We start from the raw sequence: 17,222 nt of genomic DNA, 5'->3' as shown, positions 1-17,222 counted from the left end.
AGCTTTTCGCGAAAATGAAGATCTGCTGCGCCGTTACCAGGAGCGTTACCAATATATTTTGGTGGATGAGTTTCAGGATACCAGCGGCTCGCAAAATGAGCTGTTGAAGTTTTTACTGAATTATTGGGAAACGCCCAATGTATTTGTAGTGGGCGATGATGACCAATCCATCTTCAAGTTTCAGGGCGCCAATATGAAAAATATATTGGATTTTGCCAATGATTATGTAAACGAGTTACATACCGTAGTACTTAAACATAATTACCGCTCAAATCAGCATATTTTAGATATTTCAAAGGCCCTCATCAATAATAATCATGAGCGTTTAACCAGTCAGCTTGCACTGGATAAAAATTTGCGGGCATCGCATCCTCGTTTTAGTGAGTTAACCGTTCAGCCTGTAATCCGCGAATATGAAAACCCCGGCAAAGAGGTGGTGGATGTGGCCATGCAGATAAAAAAACTGATAGAAAAAGGCACAGCACCAAATGAGATAGCGGTGATTTACCGTAACCACGGGCAGGTTGAAGAATTATTGCAATACCTGGATGTAGAGAAAATAGCCGTAAATACTAAACGTAAAATTGATGTGCTGGAACAACCTTTCGGCGAAAAGATAATTAACATTTTGCGTTATCTTGCTTTAGAAATGGATTCGCCTTACAGCGGGGATAAGTTTCTTTTCGATATTATGCATTATGACTTTTTCGATATTGCACCTCTCGAAGTTGCAAAAGCCAGCATAGCGGTAGCAAAAGAAAATTATACAACAGCATCTAATAATCAACCTAAAACTTCATTGCGCAGGTATGTGAGCGAAATGCGTACACCTACACAACCGGGCTTGTTTGATAATGTGCAGAATGTGGAAATGAAATACCTAACCCGTAATATTGATTTCTTACTTAAGGAGTCGGTTAGTGTAACGCTGCAACAGTTCTTTCAGCAAGTGATTGGTAAAATGGGTATTCTGCGTTATATTATGCATCAACAGGATAAGGGTACTTATATGCAAATGCTCACCAGTTTTTTTAATTTCCTGAAAGATGAAAGTCGTAAAAAACCGGAAATCACACTTGCCGATTTCTTGAATAAGATTGAGACTATGCGCGAGCATAAAATCAGGCTTCCGGTTAATCAAACAATATTTTCACAAAACGGCATCAACTTTTTAACCGCGCACGGTTCAAAAGGATTGGAGTTTGAACATGTGTTCTTCATCGGTTGTGATAAAAAAACATGGGATGGTAAGGGCCGTAATAATAGCTTTAGCTACCCAGATACTCTAACGCAGGCAAAAGATGATGATATTGCTCAAAAAGAAGAAGCGCGCAGATTGTTTTATGTGGCCATAACAAGGGCAAAACAATGCTTGATGATTTCCTTTGCAAATACCGATAAAAATGGCAAAGATCAGGAAGCCTCGCAGTTTGTTGGCGAGATTTTAGCAGATACACCTTTGCAGGTAGAATATCCACAGGTAAATGAGGATGATATGCTCGGCTTTTATGCCACCCAATTTAATGTGGACGATAAGCCTAAAGTTGAACTGCTGGATACCAATTATATTAACCAATTATTACAGAATTACACCTTATCGGTAACGCACTTAAATAATTATTTGGATTGCCCGCTGCGCTTTTATTTTCAGTGTTTAATACGGGTGCCATCGGGAAAAAGCCCGGCTTCTACCTTTGGGCAGGCGGTACATTGGGCATTGAACCGTACGTTTAAAAAATTGAAGGAGTGGGATGATGAGTTTCCGCCTACTGAGGAGTTTATGAAAGAATTTCGCTGGTATATGTACCGTAACCGCGATTCGTTCACTAAAGAGGAGTTTAAACTGCGATTGGCCTATGGCGAAAAAATACTGCCCGCCTACTACGAGCAAAACATTACCCAATGGAACAAGGTTGCCATTACCGAGCGCGCCATAAAAAATATTGAAATTGAAGGTGTTCCAGTTAAGGGTAATCTGGATAAAATTGAATTTGAAGGCAAAAACGTAACCGTTATCGATTACAAAACCGGCAAACCTAAAAATGCCAAAGACAAGCTATTGCGCCCAACCGACGACCAACCTAATGGCGGAGATTATTGGCGACAAGCAGTATTCTATAAAATATTAATAGACCACGACCGTACCAACGATTGGCAGGTAGTAGGTACAGTATTCGATTTTGTGGAGCCTATCAAAGATAACGAGTACCACAAAGAAAAACTATTTATTACAGATGAGGATACCGAAACTGTTACGGAGCAAATTACCTCAGTTTACAAAAAAATAATGGCGCATGATTTTAATACCGGCTGCGGTAAAAAGGAGTGCGATTGGTGCCACTTTGTGCGCAGCAATTTTAAACAGGTTGATGATATGCTGGCGATTGCCGGGGATGAGGAGTAGAGACGCAATACTTTGCGTCTCTGTGCAAGATCAAGACGCAAAAATTTGTATATCAGTGAAAAAACTAATTATTGACGTAAATCAGAGACGCGAAGTATCGCGTCTCTACGGGATATGGCAGAAGATCAATATAAAAACAGATACCGTATATCACCAGCGCGCAGGCCTAATTGGGATTATGGGTCGCATGGGTTATATTTTGTTACGATTTGTACAAAAGATCGTGTTAGATATTTTGGTGAAATACAACAGGAGACGCAAAATATTGCGTCTCTACAGACAACTGCTATCGGAGAAATTGCTTATACAAATTGGATTAAAATACCTGAATACCATCCCTATGTCGAATTGGATGAATTTGTGGTAATGCCAGACCATATTCATGGAATACTATTTATCAATAAACCCGATAGAATTGTTTGGGAAACAAACAAATTTGGCCCGCAAAGAAATAATTTAGCCTCGATAATCAGAGGCTATAAATCTTCGGTTAAGCAGTACGCCACATTAAACGAAATAGATTTTTCATGGCAGTCGCGTTATCATGATAGAGTAATCAGAAACGAGCAGGAATATTTAAACATAAAAGAATATATTTATAACAACGTTGAACTATGGTCACTCAACAAAGATAATTTTGAAACCCTGTACCCGTAGAGACGCAATACTTTGCGTCTCTCTGTGCAAAATCTTATTCAGAGACGCAAAGCATTGCGTCTCTACAACAAAAAATAATGATATGAAATTTTTAAAACTCTCATTCCTAGTACTTATTTCTCTACCCACCCTAGCGCAAACTACCATCCGCCGCGATGCGGCCATCAGCCAAATGGTTGATGACGTATCATCAAAGAACATTGAAGCAATTGTGCGTAAGCTGGTGAGCTTTAAGAGCCGCAACACGCTTAGCGATACCACCAGTAAGACAACCGGAATAGGCGCCGCGCGTAACTGGATAAAAGCCGAAATGGAAAGCTACGCCGCCGCATCAAACGGTAGGATGAAGGTTGAGTTTGATGCCTTTACCCAACCTGCCGGCGGCCGTATAGCCCAACCGACCGTATTAAAAAATGTGCTTGCCATATTAAAAGGGACAGACCCAACCGATACCCGCGTGTATGTGGTATCAGGCCACTATGATTCCAGGGTTACGGATGTGATGAATGCCAACGCCGTTGAGCCGGGCGCAGTTGATGATGCATCGGGTACGGCGGTATCAATGGAGATTTGCAGAGTTATGGCTAAAAGCTCGTTTCCGGCTACTATTATATTTATGGCTGTACCGGGCGAAGAGCAAGGGCTTAACGGATCGGCACATATTGCCAAACGTGCTAAGGACGAGCATTGGAACGTAGATGCCATGCTTAACAATGATATCGTTGGTAACACACACGGCATGGATAATGATCTGAAAGACAATACCCATGTACGTGTTTTCAGCGAAGGCATCCCGTCTATTGACGCTGTACTTCGCGGCGATACCAGCCGTCGCGTAGCTGCCGCTATAAGTGCTTTGATAGGCAATGGCGGCGAAACCGATAGTCCATCGCGCCAGTTGGCTCGCTATACCAAAGAAACTGCCGAGCGCTATGTTGACCAACTGGATGTGAAACTAATCTATCGCCGGGATCGCTTTTTAAGGGGCGGCGATCAAACCTCTTTCCAACTGCAAGGCTTTACCGCGGTGCGCCTTACCGAAATGAATGAGGATTTTACCCACCAGCATCAGGACCTGCGCACCGAAAAAGGAATAGTATACGGCGATCTGCCGGAGTTTGCCGACTATAACTATATCCAAAAAGTTGCCCGCATGAATTTATCTGTATTGGCTAACCTGGCATCGGCACCTGCTGCGCCGATGAGTGTGGGTGTAACCACATCTGGCCTTACCAACAATACTACGCTTAAATGGGAAATCCCAAAAATTGGTAAAAAGCCGGCCGGCTACTATATATTGATGAGGGAAACAACCAGTCCTTTCTGGGAGAAGAAGATCTTTGTGACCGGCAACGAAACAACGCTTGATTACTCGAAAGATAATTACTTTTTTGCCATACAATCGGTAGATGCCGAGGGGCATGAGAGTTTGCCGATATTCCCTAAGCCGGTGAGATAGCGGTGCGGTCTTGTTACACGCGAGGGTGAAACCATTGAAATCTTATACTTGCTGCTAATTATCGCATGTATAAGATTCTCCCGTTGCTCGAAATGGCATGGCGTGGATCATTTTAATTTTTTGATCCACATATTTCTCACCATTATTTTGGTGGTCGCTTCTATCTCTATGCCGATATAGCCGGCTACGTTGTTTGATGATTTGGGGTCATCATCTATCATAACTGCCATTACCTGGCCGTTTATAATATGGATAAATACGCCGCCGCGTGCTATTACAGTGTACTGGTTCCAGTCGTCTTTTTTTACCACTTCGGCCAGGTCCATTATATCGCCTACGTTACCCATAAGGCGTTTGCTTTTGGTACCATAACCTTCAACCACCTGTCCGCGCCAGGCCAGTATACGCATGGGCGTGTTTTCTGAGTAAAACTGCCCTGTCCAGTATTTTGCCGATGGCCAGAAATCTGCCTGCGGGCCGGTCATCATCCAATTTAAATTAACCGGGCCAACGTTGTCCGTTACATTCTTAGCAATAGGCATCCGCCAGGGTATGCCCGTCAGGCTGCGGTATTGTATCCCGCTCCCACCCTCGCCTACAACTTTTATTTCAAATTTCAGTGTGAAGTCTTTGGCTTTCATCCCCCGGTAAACCAGGTAGCTGTTGCCGCTTGGGTTCTCTTTGGTCGATTCGCCTACTATAGCACCATCCTCTACCCGCCAAAATTTGGGGTTGCCATCCCAATCTTTCAATGTACTGCCATCAAATAGTGATACATAACCTTCGTGATCATTAAAATCTAAAGGCGCAGGCTGCGTAAAAGGGTCTATCGGCGCGCGTTTAGCTGGCGTGGTTTGCGCACGGGCCGTTAAGCTGCCTGCCAACAAGAAAAAAAATAACCCGGCTTTTAATTTCATTTTATCTGGTTTGTTATTTCTGATTTATATCCCACATCTTCATGCTTTTTATCATCGCCTTGCCCTCGGCAAATACAGAGAGGTTAGTAGCATTTATATCCGGGTAGATCATGGTTGAAATCACCTTTTCGCCATCATTGCCAAATACTTCTAATGATGAGTTATCTACCAATACCTGTATCTTAACAACGCCGTCAATAGCTTTCATAGGGGTTCTTTGCTCCAGGTTTCTGCGCGATTTATTTCCCATTTCTGATATGGTGCAATCAATAAATAGCTCGCCCCGCTCTACATCATAACCCACGTTCACATTTTTGGTGATGTCAGGATTCTCCACAATATTAAACCCCACCTTTTTTGCTTTATCAATGTTAAACTCGGCCTCTATCCAATAAGAGTTACCGGCATAAGGCCGCTCTTTATTTAAACTGATACGAGTATCATTAATAGGCATATTCTTTTTTAACAGAACTTTCTCTGCCGCGTATTTTGATAAAGATTTAGTAACAACGGATGATGGCGCCTGTATCAACCTAAGCCCTTCATCCGTTGTTTTTAGTGACAGATCATGAGGTATAGACATCTGGCCCTTCCATGGGTAAGTTTCCCTGCGCCCATCCTGCATCCAGCCCAATAATATCTTTTTGTTTTGTGGTGCATCGCGCCATGCTATCGCGGCATAAAAAGCATCGCCATAATCAACCGGCAATACTTTAGTACCGTTATTATCGTCTTTAAATGTTTCGCCATCAAAATCGCCCACAAAATATTGAATAAATGGGCCATGATCTCCGCCTGATGATACAAACAGCACCCATTTAATTTTTGTAGGATCACCATCAACCACCAATGGTAATATTGATGGGCACTCCCAGCCATTACGGGTATATCCTGCCGGGCCAAAGTCGCTTAGTTTTTTCCACTCTTTTAAGTCCTGCGAGGCATAAAACCTAACCATGTGTTCATTCACCATAGAAACAGTCATGATCCATTGCCTGCTTGGCCCATGCCAAAACACATTAGGGTCGCGAAAATCTCTTTTATTCAGATCAATAACCGGGTTACCGGCGTATTGCTTATAGGTTAGGCCATTGTCATTACTATAAGCAATATATTGCGACTCTTTTTTCTGTTTGGGTTGGTCGGCAGTAAAAATGGCTACAATTGGCGGCTTACCGTTGATGCCGAATCCGCTGGTATTATTTTTATCAACCACTACAGATCCTGAGTAGATAAAAGTAGTGGTGTCTTTACTAACAATTTCGGGTATTGCAACAGGCAAATAGTTCCATTTTATCAAATCACGGCTGGTAGCATGCCCCCAGCTCATGTGTCCCCATTTATTTTCGAAAGGGTTATACTGATAGTATAATTGAAATTCGCCATTCAAAACAAACAATCCATTTGGGTCATTTGTCCAGTTTTGTTCAGGCGAAAAATGATATTTTGGTTTCCATTGCGGAGTAGGTACTCCCACCTTTCTTTGGCTAAATACTTTTACTGTCGATAATAAAAGTATGATAACGATAAATTTCTTACTCAACATTATTTAAAGCAACAGTTATTACAGTAAAATAATCAATTAATAGGTTATATCCAGATGTGTTGGTCACACTTTCGATTTTTAAAGATAGTATATTAGGTGATAATTAAGAATTATTAATATAGACGATGACAAGCCAGATGCCGATCGTTATCGAATACGCACTGTGGGTTGTCATTGTTGATAACATAAGCCGGCGGACAACGATCAGAATTTCTTCGCATAGTATATAAATATTAAATATGCCCCTTGATCTGCAAGGGGCACAATCAATATTTAGCTATTTCTTCTTTTTAGACAGATCTATCTCATAGCTAAAATTAGTAGCGTTAGCATATACCTTATATTGCTCTAACGGGCGCGGACCGCAGCCGTTTGAACCTACACCCAGTGTTTTATGGCTTATACATAATACGGTACCCTTGCTTTTAGGCAGGTCTATTTTGTATTCTACATTTTCCATTTCTTCATCGCTGTATGGTAATGCGCCAATCTGCATAACAGAATCAACTTGTTTAACATTTAAGCCTAAACCATTCGCAGCAGTTAAATTAGCCCAGCGCACATCTTCGTGGTTACCTTGTTCCATTGGTTTTTCATACCCGGTCATTTGTTTAACAACGCTGCTTGAGTAATGGCCCAAGTTAAAGCCATTCTTACGGTCGCCATAGTTTTCCATTGGGCCACGGCCCAGGTAATCAACCTGATTCAAATCCTTGTTCAGGAACATCCGTACACCAATACGGGCTAAAACCAATTTAGGGTCGCTAAAGTCAACACTGTTTTCAGCTTTGATCTCGCCTTTACCGTTTATCGTATAAACCACTTTATGGTGTACTACAAATGTTTGTTTACCGGTACCGGTAAGGTTAGCGCTTATCTGTACAACGTTAGGGGCAAGCTGCGTGCTCTTTACATCGTTAGCTACCCAGCTAATTTCTTTCAGGCCGTTTTTAACCCAGTCGGTATACGCCCACATATCATCTTTTTGGTGAGGCGCGCGCCATAAGTGCAACATCGGGCCGCCTTCGTCACGCAGGATGTTATCACCATCTTTTTCCATTTTGGTAAAGGTGCCTTTGGTTTTATCAAACGTTAGGTTAAAGTCTGTGCCTTTAACTTTTATCGCATCCTTCGAATCGTTCAGAGTTAAATTACCCCCTTGCGATTTGCTTACTATAGCCGGTACAGGTGTATGTAATTCAAACTGCTGCTCGGCAATTTCAAAGCCTGCTTTGGCCCATAACTTATCTTGTGCTAACTGGAATGAGATCCGTACAAAATACTCGGCACCTGGCTTTGCTTTTATAACGTATGGTAATTTTATATCTTTCTCATGGAAAGGAGCAACTGATCCAATCGCCAAATTTCCTGACGATATCGTTGTACCGTTTTCGCTTATTTCCCACTTACCATCAAAGCCATTCAGGTTGATAAACTGGTAGCGGTTTTTAATGGTGAATATTTTTTTATCCAGGTCCTTTGCTTTAATAGTGATCCACTGGTAAGCATGCTTCAATTCAGGGAAATGAGGTTTAGGCGATCTGTCAGAAAATACAACACCCTTATGGATAAAGTAATGATCATTAGGGAACTCGCCGAAACCACCCCCATAGGCTATTATGGGATGCTTAGGGTCGCGGTTATTGTACAGACCCTGATCCTGCCATTCCCATATCGCGCCGCCTAATAAGTTAGGGTATTTGTCAAACAGATCATTATACAAATCAACCGAGCCCATTGAATTGAACATGGCGTGTGCATACTCACATAGATAGAACGGCTTGGTTAATGTAGCATCGGTCGCGTTTTTTTCAACGCCGGCTACGCCGGTATACATCTGGCTGTCAATATCGGCCGGGTTCTTATCATTACCTATACCGAAGCCTTCGTAATGCGTTGGCCTGTTGTCAATGTTCCTTATCGCTTGTAACGCGGCCCTGAAGTTTGTTCCACCCCTGCCGCACTCATTACCTAACGACCATATAACAACCGAAGGATGGTTTTTAAAGTTCTCTACATTGGCTACGTTACGCTCTATAATGGCCGCTTTAATGGTAGGTTCCTCATTAAACTGGTTCTGCTGGGCATGGCACTCTACGTTAGCTTCGGCAACCAAATATATACCGTACTCATCGCATAACTCATACCAACGCGGATCGTCAGAATAATGGCAGGTACGCACATGGTTACTGTTGGTTTGTTTGATCAGGACTATATCCTTTATCATTTGCTCCTCGGTAACAGCATGGCCATCATCGGGCCAGTTTTCGTGGCGGTTAACGCCTTTTAATTTAATAGGTACGCCGTTAACCAAAAACAAACGTCCTTTGATCTCGATCTCGCTGAAACCGGTACGGGCCGACATAGTCTCCAATGTAGTAGCACCATTATTTAAGGTGATTACTGATGTATATAGCTTCGGCGTTTCGGCAGTCCATTTCTCCGGATTGGTTACATGGAAACTGGTTTCAACCTTAACTTCTTCGCCGGGTTGTAATGCCGGTACTGATTTTTTAACAGCGGCTCCCGGTACTTTAACTGCACCGTTATAAAGGGTTACCACTATTTGGCGCGCCGGAACAGCAACATTGCTATAGTTTTTTACTTTGGCTGATACGGTTAAGTCCGCATCGCGGTATTTCTTATCCAAATTGGTTTTGATAAAAAAATCGCGGATATGTTCCTGCGGAGCGCTCCATAAAGTAACGTTTCTGAAGATGCCGCTCAAGCGCCACATATCCTGGTTTTCCAGGTAGCTGCCTGATGTAAAACGGTAAACTTCGACAGCCAGCGTATTTTTGCCGGGCTGTACATATTTGGTCAGGTCAAACTCGGCAGCGTTACGGCTGTTTACACTGTAGCCAACTTTTTTACCATTAACCCATATAAAGAATCCTGCATCAACCCCATCAAAAGTGATGAATATGCGGCGGCCGCTCCAATTTGCAGGTACTGTAAAATCGCGGCGATAGCTGCCTACGGGGTTACGTTCTGTAAGGGTTGTATATTTTTTATTTTTAGGCTCGGTCATTACCCTCGGGAAATCGCTCTGGAAGATCAAGGTAAAGTTGCTATAATCGGGCGTTCCGTAACCTTGCACCTGAAAAGATGAAGGCACTTTAATGTCTTTCCATTTCGACACGTCGTAGGTGGGTTTGTAAAAATCAACAGGGCGCTTTTGCGGCCAGTCAACCCAATTAAATTTCCACATACCGTTTAAGCTAATGGCTAATGACGATGCTCGGCGATTAGCTTTTAACGCTTCGGCTAAATTGCTGTATGGCATTAACGTAGCATGATTAAGCTCTTTATTTATACCGATAACTTCGGGGTTCTCAATTTCTTTCGGAACGGATGCGGTATCTGTTTTCGAAAAATTACTGCCAACAGGCATATCTTGTCCGAAACTTATTTTATGACTAAAAACAAGAACCAATAGCAACGCTGCAACTTCTTTCTTAAATAAGATTTTGTTCATTATTATCACTTAAATAGTTAATTTTTGGAAGTATAAATCCGGTTACAAATATTCACCGGCTTCATTTATAGATTTATTGGAATCGGTGTTAAAAGTATCTTTTTTTTGCTAAATTATTTAATTCTTTTCTATGCAATCGTTGCCGAAAATTGCAACAAATGCGTTACGGCGGTAAACGACTCAATATGTTCTAATAAACACAAATAGCTGCAAGTATTTTAATATTACATAGTTAATAAGCTACAATAATTCTGTTATACTACTCATAAAAGTTGTAGAGGTAAAAAAAAACGTGCTCAATATTTCTTTTATCTTCTATATTAATCTATATCGTAAAAATGCAGGGCCTCTTCAATATGTTTTCTTTAAACGAATTAAATTTTCTTTAAATGTTTTACAATAGCTCCACAATCGTTATTTTGTAAGTCAAAATAAATAAAACGTCTATTTTCAGAATTTTCATTCCTTTATTTCTTCTTCAGTATTAATTATAGCATAATGTGCCTTTAAACCTAGGTGAGAGCACTTTAGTAGTTAAACATATCCATTTCGACAAAACAAGGCTTATCTCCCCAAAAATAAACTTTTAAATATGGGGCACTTGCTTTGCATATCAATTGCCGATGATACTATTTATAAAAAATATGGTTTGTATTAGTTGCCAAATGGTTGTTAGATATGAATTAGAGAAACTTGGGTTAAACAACTCAGCTATTAAAGCTGGCCAGGTAGAGCTACTCGAACCTATATCTATTGAACAAATTGACAAACTTAAAACAGCATTATCTAAAGCAGGTTTAGAGTTAACAGATAATAGAAAACATATTTTAATAGAAAAGATCAAAGCTGTTGTTTTAGAAATGCTTGATTATTCAGGGACTGCGTTAAAAACAAACTTTTCCTATTACTTGAGCAAAAAACTAAGTCTTGACTATACTTACCTTGCCAATGTATTTTCAGAGGGCCAGGGCATAACTATAGAGCATTATATTATCTCCAATAAAATCAGGAAAGTTAAAGAGCTGATTTGCTATAATGAGCTCAATTTAACTGAAATTTCCTGGAAACTGAATTATAGCAGTGTCGCTCACTTATCAACGCAATTTAAAAAAGTAACAGGCGTAACACCTTCCCGCTTTAAGCATATTGAATGTAATAACCCATTACGTCCTTCAATGTGTGAATTATAGAACTTATTAACAAAATAGTGTAACATCTTATCCTACTTCTCAAGGTAGGTTTGTAGTGTCCAAAGTCTGTTTATCAAAACTGCAGGCAACAGACATCATTTTTTAAAAACTATCCATGAAAAAAAAATCTACTCCGACTAGCAATAGTACTCAAGTGTGTAAAAGCAGAGGCTATTCAAAAAAATTCCTAACCATTTGGTCCCTGGTTTTACTCTTTGTAGTATTTACTACCGGATGTAAAAAGGATAAATTTGTAGCCGCCCAAGGCGTATGCCCAACTGTTGTTACTGATCCAATGGACAAAGCCGTTGATGTGGTACTTCCCAAAGTCATCTCGGCAACATTTAATACCGATATGGATGCTGCTACCATTACCAAAGCAACATTTATTATTAAACAAGGTGCCAATGCGGTATCAGGAACTGTTGCTGCTACCGGCAATGCAAAGGTTTATACTTTTACACCAGATGTACCATTGCTGCCTTTTGTTGTGTACACAGGTACCATTACTACCGGCGCGGCTGATAAGTTTCATACAGCCTTAGTTACTGATCAGATATGGACATTCACAACTATTCCACAAGTATCTACATCTGTATTGCCTCTGGCAAGTGGCACAACCACAGGGGCCGGCACATACGCACAAGGTGCAACAGCATCTGTAACAGCTACCGCTGCAACGGGCTTTGTATTTACCAATTGGACGGATGGTGCAACTGTGGCTTCAACAAGCCCAAGCTACCAGTTCACGATGGCTGGTAATAGAGCGTTGGTAGCAAATTTTACGGCTATAGCCATTGGAAAGGTGGCCTTAAACCTACAATCAAACCCAGTAGCAGGCGGTACGGTTACCGGGCAGGGTCAATTTGCAACAGGTTCAACAGTAATTGCTACTGCAACACCTAATGCAGGATATAGCTTTATTAATTGGACAGATAACGGAACAATAGTTTCTACCAGTTCAAGTTATCAATTTGTTTTAGCTGCTAACAGAACGTTAACCGCAAACTTTAGTCTTGTAGCGGCATCGCAATTCGCGGTGGTGTTAGCATCAAGCCCGGTTGCAGGCGGATCAACTACCGGCTCAGGATCGTATCCTTCGGGCACCTCGGTAACAGCAACAGCTTTCCCAAATACAGGTTATACCTTTTTTAACTGGACAGAAAATACTGTACAGGCTTCAACAAGTGCAGCCTACACGTTCCCTTTAACTGCCAATAAAACATTGGTTGCTAATTTCGTGATCAACACGTATACTTTAAATGTTACTGCTACAAACGGTACTGTTGCTAAAAACCCTAATCAGCCAACCTATAATTATGGCACAACGGTACAGCTTACGGCAACGGCAAATCCAGGTTTCATATTCTCATCATGGAGCGGCGATGCTTCGGGTTCTGTCAATCCGTTAACTGTGAGCATGACATCTAATAAAAACATCACTGCAAACTTTACGGCAGTTGTGGCCCTTGGCCCTACATTACCAGGCCTTGGCGGAGCGGCTAACTTTACAATACTAACCGAATCAGGTATATCTACTACAGGCGTTACCTCAGTTACCGGCGATATTGGTGTAAGCCCAATAACATCAACTGCCATAACGGGGTTTGGACTAATTATGGATCCCAGCGGTCAAACATCTCATACTCCTATTGTTAGCGGCAAGGTTTACGCTGCGGATTACGCGGTACCAACACCAGGTAATTTAACTACGGCTGTAGGTGATATGGAAACTGCTTATACCAATTCAAATAACCTTGTAACCCCTGCGCCTGTTGTTGGCTTAGGTGCCGGCGATATTAGTGGTTTAACACTGCCTCCCGGATTATATAAATGGAGCACTCAGCTTTTAATAACAAATGCTGGTGTAACCTTATCAGGCGGGGCAAATGATACCTGGGTATTCCAGATAGGTTCGGATCTTATAGTTAACAATACGGCTATAATTCACTTAATAGGAGGTGCGCAAGCCAAAAATATCTATTGGGTTGTTGCAGGCCAGGCTACTCTTGGAACGAGTGTTAATTTCAGCGGGAATATCCTGAGCAAAAACCTCATCTCTTTAAACACCGGCACTACTGTTACCGGCAGGTTATTGGCACAGAAAGCGGTTACATTAAATGCAAGTACCGTTATTATACCTTAATATTTATACCTCTTATCAGTACATTCCCTACGGGGAGTGTACTTGGTTAAATCAACTTACATTAAAAAGAAAATCCTATGTTACTTCAATATAAAACAATTAAAAGGGCCATCATATTTTCATTGATGCTTACCCTCTCTCAAATTACGGCTCAGGCCCAAACTACGCAACCCATCTGGTGGTTTGGTGTATCGGGTGCTGCTAATTTTAACTTTTATGATGGCACAACTCAAACACTTAATAATTCTTTAATGGTTCCAACTGCTTTTCATAAAGGGTTTGGCATCCGTCCATACGGTTCTGTACTGGCAGAGTATCGTCCGGCAGGTATATGGGGCATAATGCTTAATGTGGGCTATGATGGTCGTGGTGGTAAATTTGACAACGTGGTAGCGCCTTGTAATTGCGATGCTACCCTGCATACTAATACAAGTTATGTAACTGTCGAACCTAGTTTGCGAATAGCAATGCCGTCATCAAACCTATATTTCTTTGTAGGTCCACGCGTTGCTTTCAATATCATGAATGATTTTTCATATACACAGGTTAAACAAGTTAATACAAACTCGCAATTAAGTGACATGCGCCATACATTGGTTTCGGGGCAGGTTGGTGCCGGTTATGAAATACCTTTATCATCTGCAGCAAGTACTACCAAGATCAATCTTTCACCTTTTATTTCTTATCAGCCATATTTTGGCCAGTCACCACGTAGTATTGAAAGCTGGACCATGACCACCGTGAGAGCGGGTATTGCCCTTAAATTTGGTAAAGCGCATAAAGTTATTTCTGCGGCGGTGGCCCCTATAGAAGTAGCGCCACCTGTTGTGGCCGATGTTACTTTTTCAGTTCGCGAACCTAAAGCAGTACCATTAACACGCCAGGTAAGTGAAACCTTACCTTTGCTTAACGCTGTGTTTTTTGAGGATGGATCTAACAACATCCCAGGCCGTTATGTAATACTCAACAGAGAACAAGCTTCTTCTTTTAAAGAAGATCAATTACAGGAAGAACAATCAGTAACTATGTCGGGTCGTTCGGCAAGGCAATTAAATGTATATCATAATATACTGAATATACTGGGCGATAGGATGCGTGCAAACCCGGGTGTAACTATATCATTAAGCGGCGCCCCTGCCGGTGACGGTAAAGTAATGGCCGAATCTATAAAACAATATCTCGTAATAAATTTTGGCATCGATGGTTCACGTATCACAACCAGGGCCAGAAAAAAACCGGCTAATCCGTCAGAACAACCCGGCGGCAACAAAGAGCTTGCTTTACTTAGGGCAGAAGACCGCAGAGTTGATATTGAAAGCACTTCGCCTGAATTGTTGATGGAAGTAGGTGGCGGCATGATGAGGCCGGTGCATATTAACGCTATGCAAACAGATCCACTTGATAGCTATGTAATTTTAAATGTTGATGGTGCTAAAAAGCAGTTTAACAGCTGGTCTGTAAATATAACTGATGACAAAGGCGTGAGCCAGCATTATGGGCCGTTTACTAAAGATCAAGAGAGTGTATCAGGTATTAAAATTGTAGGCGATCGTCCCGAAGGAGACTATAAAGTAACCATGATAGGCGAAGGCAAAAACGGGATGACCGTTACTAAAGAAAGTACAATTCACTTAATTCGCCAGGATGTAACTATTCAAAAGGGTTCCCGTTATAGCATTGTGTTTGATTTTGATAAGGCATCAACCATAGCATCATATAACAAGTTGCTGATTGATGTGGTATCTCCTTTAATTGCTGACGGATCAACCGTTATCATTCATGGCCATACCGATATTATCGGCGAAGAGGATTATAACCAAAAACTATCTGACAGCAGAGCGCAGCAAAGCCAAAAGATACTTGAGTCAAGTTTAGCAGCATCAGGAAAAAACACCGTTAAGTTTGAAACACTTGGTTTTGGCGAAGATACCAGCCATTCACCATTTAATAATAGCCTGCCCGAAGAACGCTTTTATAACCGTACGGTTGTAATAGACATTATCCCAGGCAATAAATAACAACATAAAACTTATATTAAAAAGCCGCCTTAGGGTGGCTTTTTCTTTTATATTTGATTTAATATAAACCATTGTATGAGAGTTGCTTCAATATTCCTGCTGATATTTTGTCTGTCGCTTACCGCATCGGCACAACAAAAAACCGATACTTTATTTTTTGAAAGCTTTAGCGGCACAACCCTAAACCGTGCCGTATGGAACGTTGAGGTTAACCCACATGCTGATAATAATGAGCAGGAAGCTTATATTGATTCAACCGGTGTATTATCCGTAAAAAATGGATTTTTAACTATTGTGCCACTGTATCGCCCGGGTTATAACATGAACATGCAAAAACCAAATGATTTTATTTCGGGCAGGATAAATACACGCAATAAGTATGAATTTGTTTATGGCACTGTTTCGGCAAGGATGAAGGTTGCCGCAGGTGATGGCCTATGGCCTGCCTTCTGGATACTGGGTAAAGGCCGCTGGCCCGATGCCGGCGAAATAGACGTTATGGAAACCGTTGGCGACTCTACCTGGGCCAGTAATGCTATACACGGGCCAACTTATCATGGCAATACGCCGTTAATATCACGCAATGTTTTCCCTAAAGGTACTGATGTAACGCAGTGGCATATCTATACCGTAGCTATAAAACCAACCAGCATAAGCTTTAGCATTGACGGCAAAGTTACCTATACTGCTACTAAAGAAATGGTAGAAAAATATGGCAACTGGGTGTTTGATAACAATAAATACCTCATTCTTAACCTCGCCATAGGTGGCGGCTACCCACAAGGCGTTTTTAAGATGAAAGGCCCCTACCCCGGCTTGACACAAGCTACCGTTGACAAAATAAAAGCCGGTCAGGCTTCAACGATTGTTGATTGGGTATTGATAACTAAGAACTAGCTAACTCAAAACTTTCTCGTAGCAACTAAACCGCATTCCGGGGCGGTGTGCCAGGTTAATCTCTCCCGCATAAACATATCCCCATTTCGGGAACAGCCGGTTTGTGGCCTCGTTAACAACATTGGTATCAACCCGCACTTTTTTAATACCACGGCTAATGGCTACTTGCTCGGCCTGTTGCATTAGTTGGACGGCTATGCCTTTGCCTTGCTGATGTACACTTACGGCAAGCCTATGCACCACTATAGCTTGTTCGGTAATATCCCAGCCGACATCAGCATATTCCGCATCCTGATCTGTAGTTATAGCAATAACGCCGGTTATATCGTTATTCTCATCAGCTACCCAAAGTTGGTTCAAGGCTATATCTTTTTCAAAAACTTTGATGTTAGGATATGTATTATCCCATTGAAAATTGCCCGCGGCATTCATAACGGGTACTAATTCTTTTATTAATTGCAGTATTTTGGGGATGTCTGTAAGGGTAGCGCGGCGGATCAACATGTTGAC

Annotated in this window: 11 protein-coding genes; 7 read left to right on the top strand and 4 right to left on the bottom strand. The window is 41.6% G+C overall.

The window, feature by feature from the left end:
- The 3 genes from JWQ34_RS14670 to JWQ34_RS14660 all read left to right on the top strand — a co-directional run.
- Window positions 1–2,404, top strand: a 2,404-nt coding sequence (locus JWQ34_RS14670) for an ATP-dependent DNA helicase (RefSeq protein ID WP_299358328.1), incomplete at its 5' end; no start/stop codon positions are given.
- Between the two features lie 114 nt (window positions 2,405–2,518).
- On the top strand, window positions 2,519–3,061 hold the full coding sequence (locus JWQ34_RS14665) for a transposase (protein WP_299358326.1): 543 nt from the start codon (window positions 2,519–2,521) through the stop codon (window positions 3,059–3,061).
- 82 nt (window positions 3,062–3,143) lie between these two features.
- Window positions 3,144–4,520 carry a M20/M25/M40 family metallo-hydrolase gene (locus JWQ34_RS14660; RefSeq protein ID WP_299358324.1) on the top strand — a complete coding sequence of 459 codons (1,377 nt, stop codon included), beginning with the start codon at window positions 3,144–3,146 and terminating at the stop codon, window positions 4,518–4,520.
- Window positions 4,521–4,627: 107 nt separating this feature from the next.
- Here JWQ34_RS14660 and JWQ34_RS14655 read toward each other — a convergent pair whose 3' ends face one another.
- The 3 genes from JWQ34_RS14655 to JWQ34_RS14645 form a co-directional block, all read right to left on the bottom strand.
- Window positions 4,628–5,437: a DUF1080 domain-containing protein gene (locus tag JWQ34_RS14655; protein ID WP_299358322.1), complete on the bottom strand. Its 810-nt coding sequence runs from the start codon at window positions 5,435–5,437 to the stop codon at window positions 4,628–4,630.
- Between the two features lie 13 nt (window positions 5,438–5,450).
- Window positions 5,451–6,983, bottom strand: a complete 1,533-nt coding sequence (locus JWQ34_RS14650; RefSeq protein ID WP_299358320.1) for a glycoside hydrolase family 32 protein — start codon at window positions 6,981–6,983, stop codon at window positions 5,451–5,453.
- A 277-nt stretch (window positions 6,984–7,260) separates the two neighbouring features.
- Complete coding sequence (locus JWQ34_RS14645) at window positions 7,261–10,461, bottom strand: glycoside hydrolase family 2 TIM barrel-domain containing protein (protein WP_299358318.1); 3,201 nt, start codon at window positions 10,459–10,461, stop codon at window positions 7,261–7,263.
- Window positions 10,462–11,084: 623 nt separating this feature from the next.
- On the opposite strand from JWQ34_RS14645, the gene JWQ34_RS14640 reads away from it, so the two are divergent.
- The 4 genes from JWQ34_RS14640 to JWQ34_RS14625 all read left to right on the top strand — a co-directional run bounded on the left by JWQ34_RS14640 (window position 11,085) and on the right by JWQ34_RS14625 (window position 16,712).
- Complete coding sequence (locus tag JWQ34_RS14640) at window positions 11,085–11,651, top strand: AraC family transcriptional regulator (protein ID WP_299358316.1); 567 nt, start codon at window positions 11,085–11,087, stop codon at window positions 11,649–11,651.
- 115 nt (window positions 11,652–11,766) lie between these two features.
- Window positions 11,767–13,797 carry an ice-binding family protein gene (locus JWQ34_RS14635; protein WP_299358314.1) on the top strand — a complete coding sequence of 677 codons (2,031 nt, stop codon included), beginning with the start codon at window positions 11,767–11,769 and terminating at the stop codon, window positions 13,795–13,797.
- A gap of 125 nt (window positions 13,798–13,922) precedes the next feature.
- Entirely contained in the window at window positions 13,923–15,815 is a 1,893-nt protein-coding gene (locus tag JWQ34_RS14630; protein ID WP_299358312.1) for an outer membrane beta-barrel protein, read from the top strand.
- A gap of 75 nt (window positions 15,816–15,890) precedes the next feature.
- Window positions 15,891–16,712 (top strand): glycoside hydrolase family 16 protein, encoded by an 822-nt coding sequence (locus JWQ34_RS14625; RefSeq protein ID WP_299358310.1) that lies wholly within the window; start codon window positions 15,891–15,893, stop codon window positions 16,710–16,712.
- On the opposite strand, the gene JWQ34_RS14620 is transcribed toward JWQ34_RS14625, so the two are convergent.
- Window positions 16,713–17,216, bottom strand: a complete 504-nt coding sequence (locus JWQ34_RS14620) for a GNAT family N-acetyltransferase (RefSeq protein ID WP_299358308.1) — start codon at window positions 17,214–17,216, stop codon at window positions 16,713–16,715.
- Window positions 17,217–17,222 lie beyond the last annotated feature (6 nt).

Source organism: Mucilaginibacter sp., assembly GCF_028288185.1.
Taxonomy (GTDB): domain Bacteria; phylum Bacteroidota; class Bacteroidia; order Sphingobacteriales; family Sphingobacteriaceae; genus Mucilaginibacter.
Note: the sequence above shows the minus strand (reverse complement) of the source record. Positions and strands in the feature narration are given on the sequence as shown.

Coding starts and splice junctions, on each gene's coding strand:
- JWQ34_RS14660 (WP_299358324.1), top strand. CDS start 3,144: ATGAAATTTTTAAAACTCTCATTCCTAGTACTTATTTCTCTACCCACC.
- JWQ34_RS14620 (WP_299358308.1), bottom strand. CDS start 17,216: ATGTTGATCCGCCGCGCTACCCTTACAGACATCCCCAAAATACTGCAA.
- JWQ34_RS14650 (WP_299358320.1), bottom strand. CDS start 6,983: ATGTTGAGTAAGAAATTTATCGTTATCATACTTTTATTATCGACAGTA.
- JWQ34_RS14625 (WP_299358310.1), top strand. CDS start 15,891: ATGAGAGTTGCTTCAATATTCCTGCTGATATTTTGTCTGTCGCTTACC.
- JWQ34_RS14655 (WP_299358322.1), bottom strand. CDS start 5,437: ATGAAATTAAAAGCCGGGTTATTTTTTTTCTTGTTGGCAGGCAGCTTA.
- JWQ34_RS14635 (WP_299358314.1), top strand. CDS start 11,767: ATGAAAAAAAAATCTACTCCGACTAGCAATAGTACTCAAGTGTGTAAA.
- JWQ34_RS14630 (WP_299358312.1), top strand. CDS start 13,923: ATGCTTACCCTCTCTCAAATTACGGCTCAGGCCCAAACTACGCAACCC.
- JWQ34_RS14640 (WP_299358316.1), top strand. CDS start 11,085: ATGATACTATTTATAAAAAATATGGTTTGTATTAGTTGCCAAATGGTT.
- JWQ34_RS14665 (WP_299358326.1), top strand. CDS start 2,519: ATGGCAGAAGATCAATATAAAAACAGATACCGTATATCACCAGCGCGC.
- JWQ34_RS14645 (WP_299358318.1), bottom strand. CDS start 10,461: ATGAACAAAATCTTATTTAAGAAAGAAGTTGCAGCGTTGCTATTGGTT.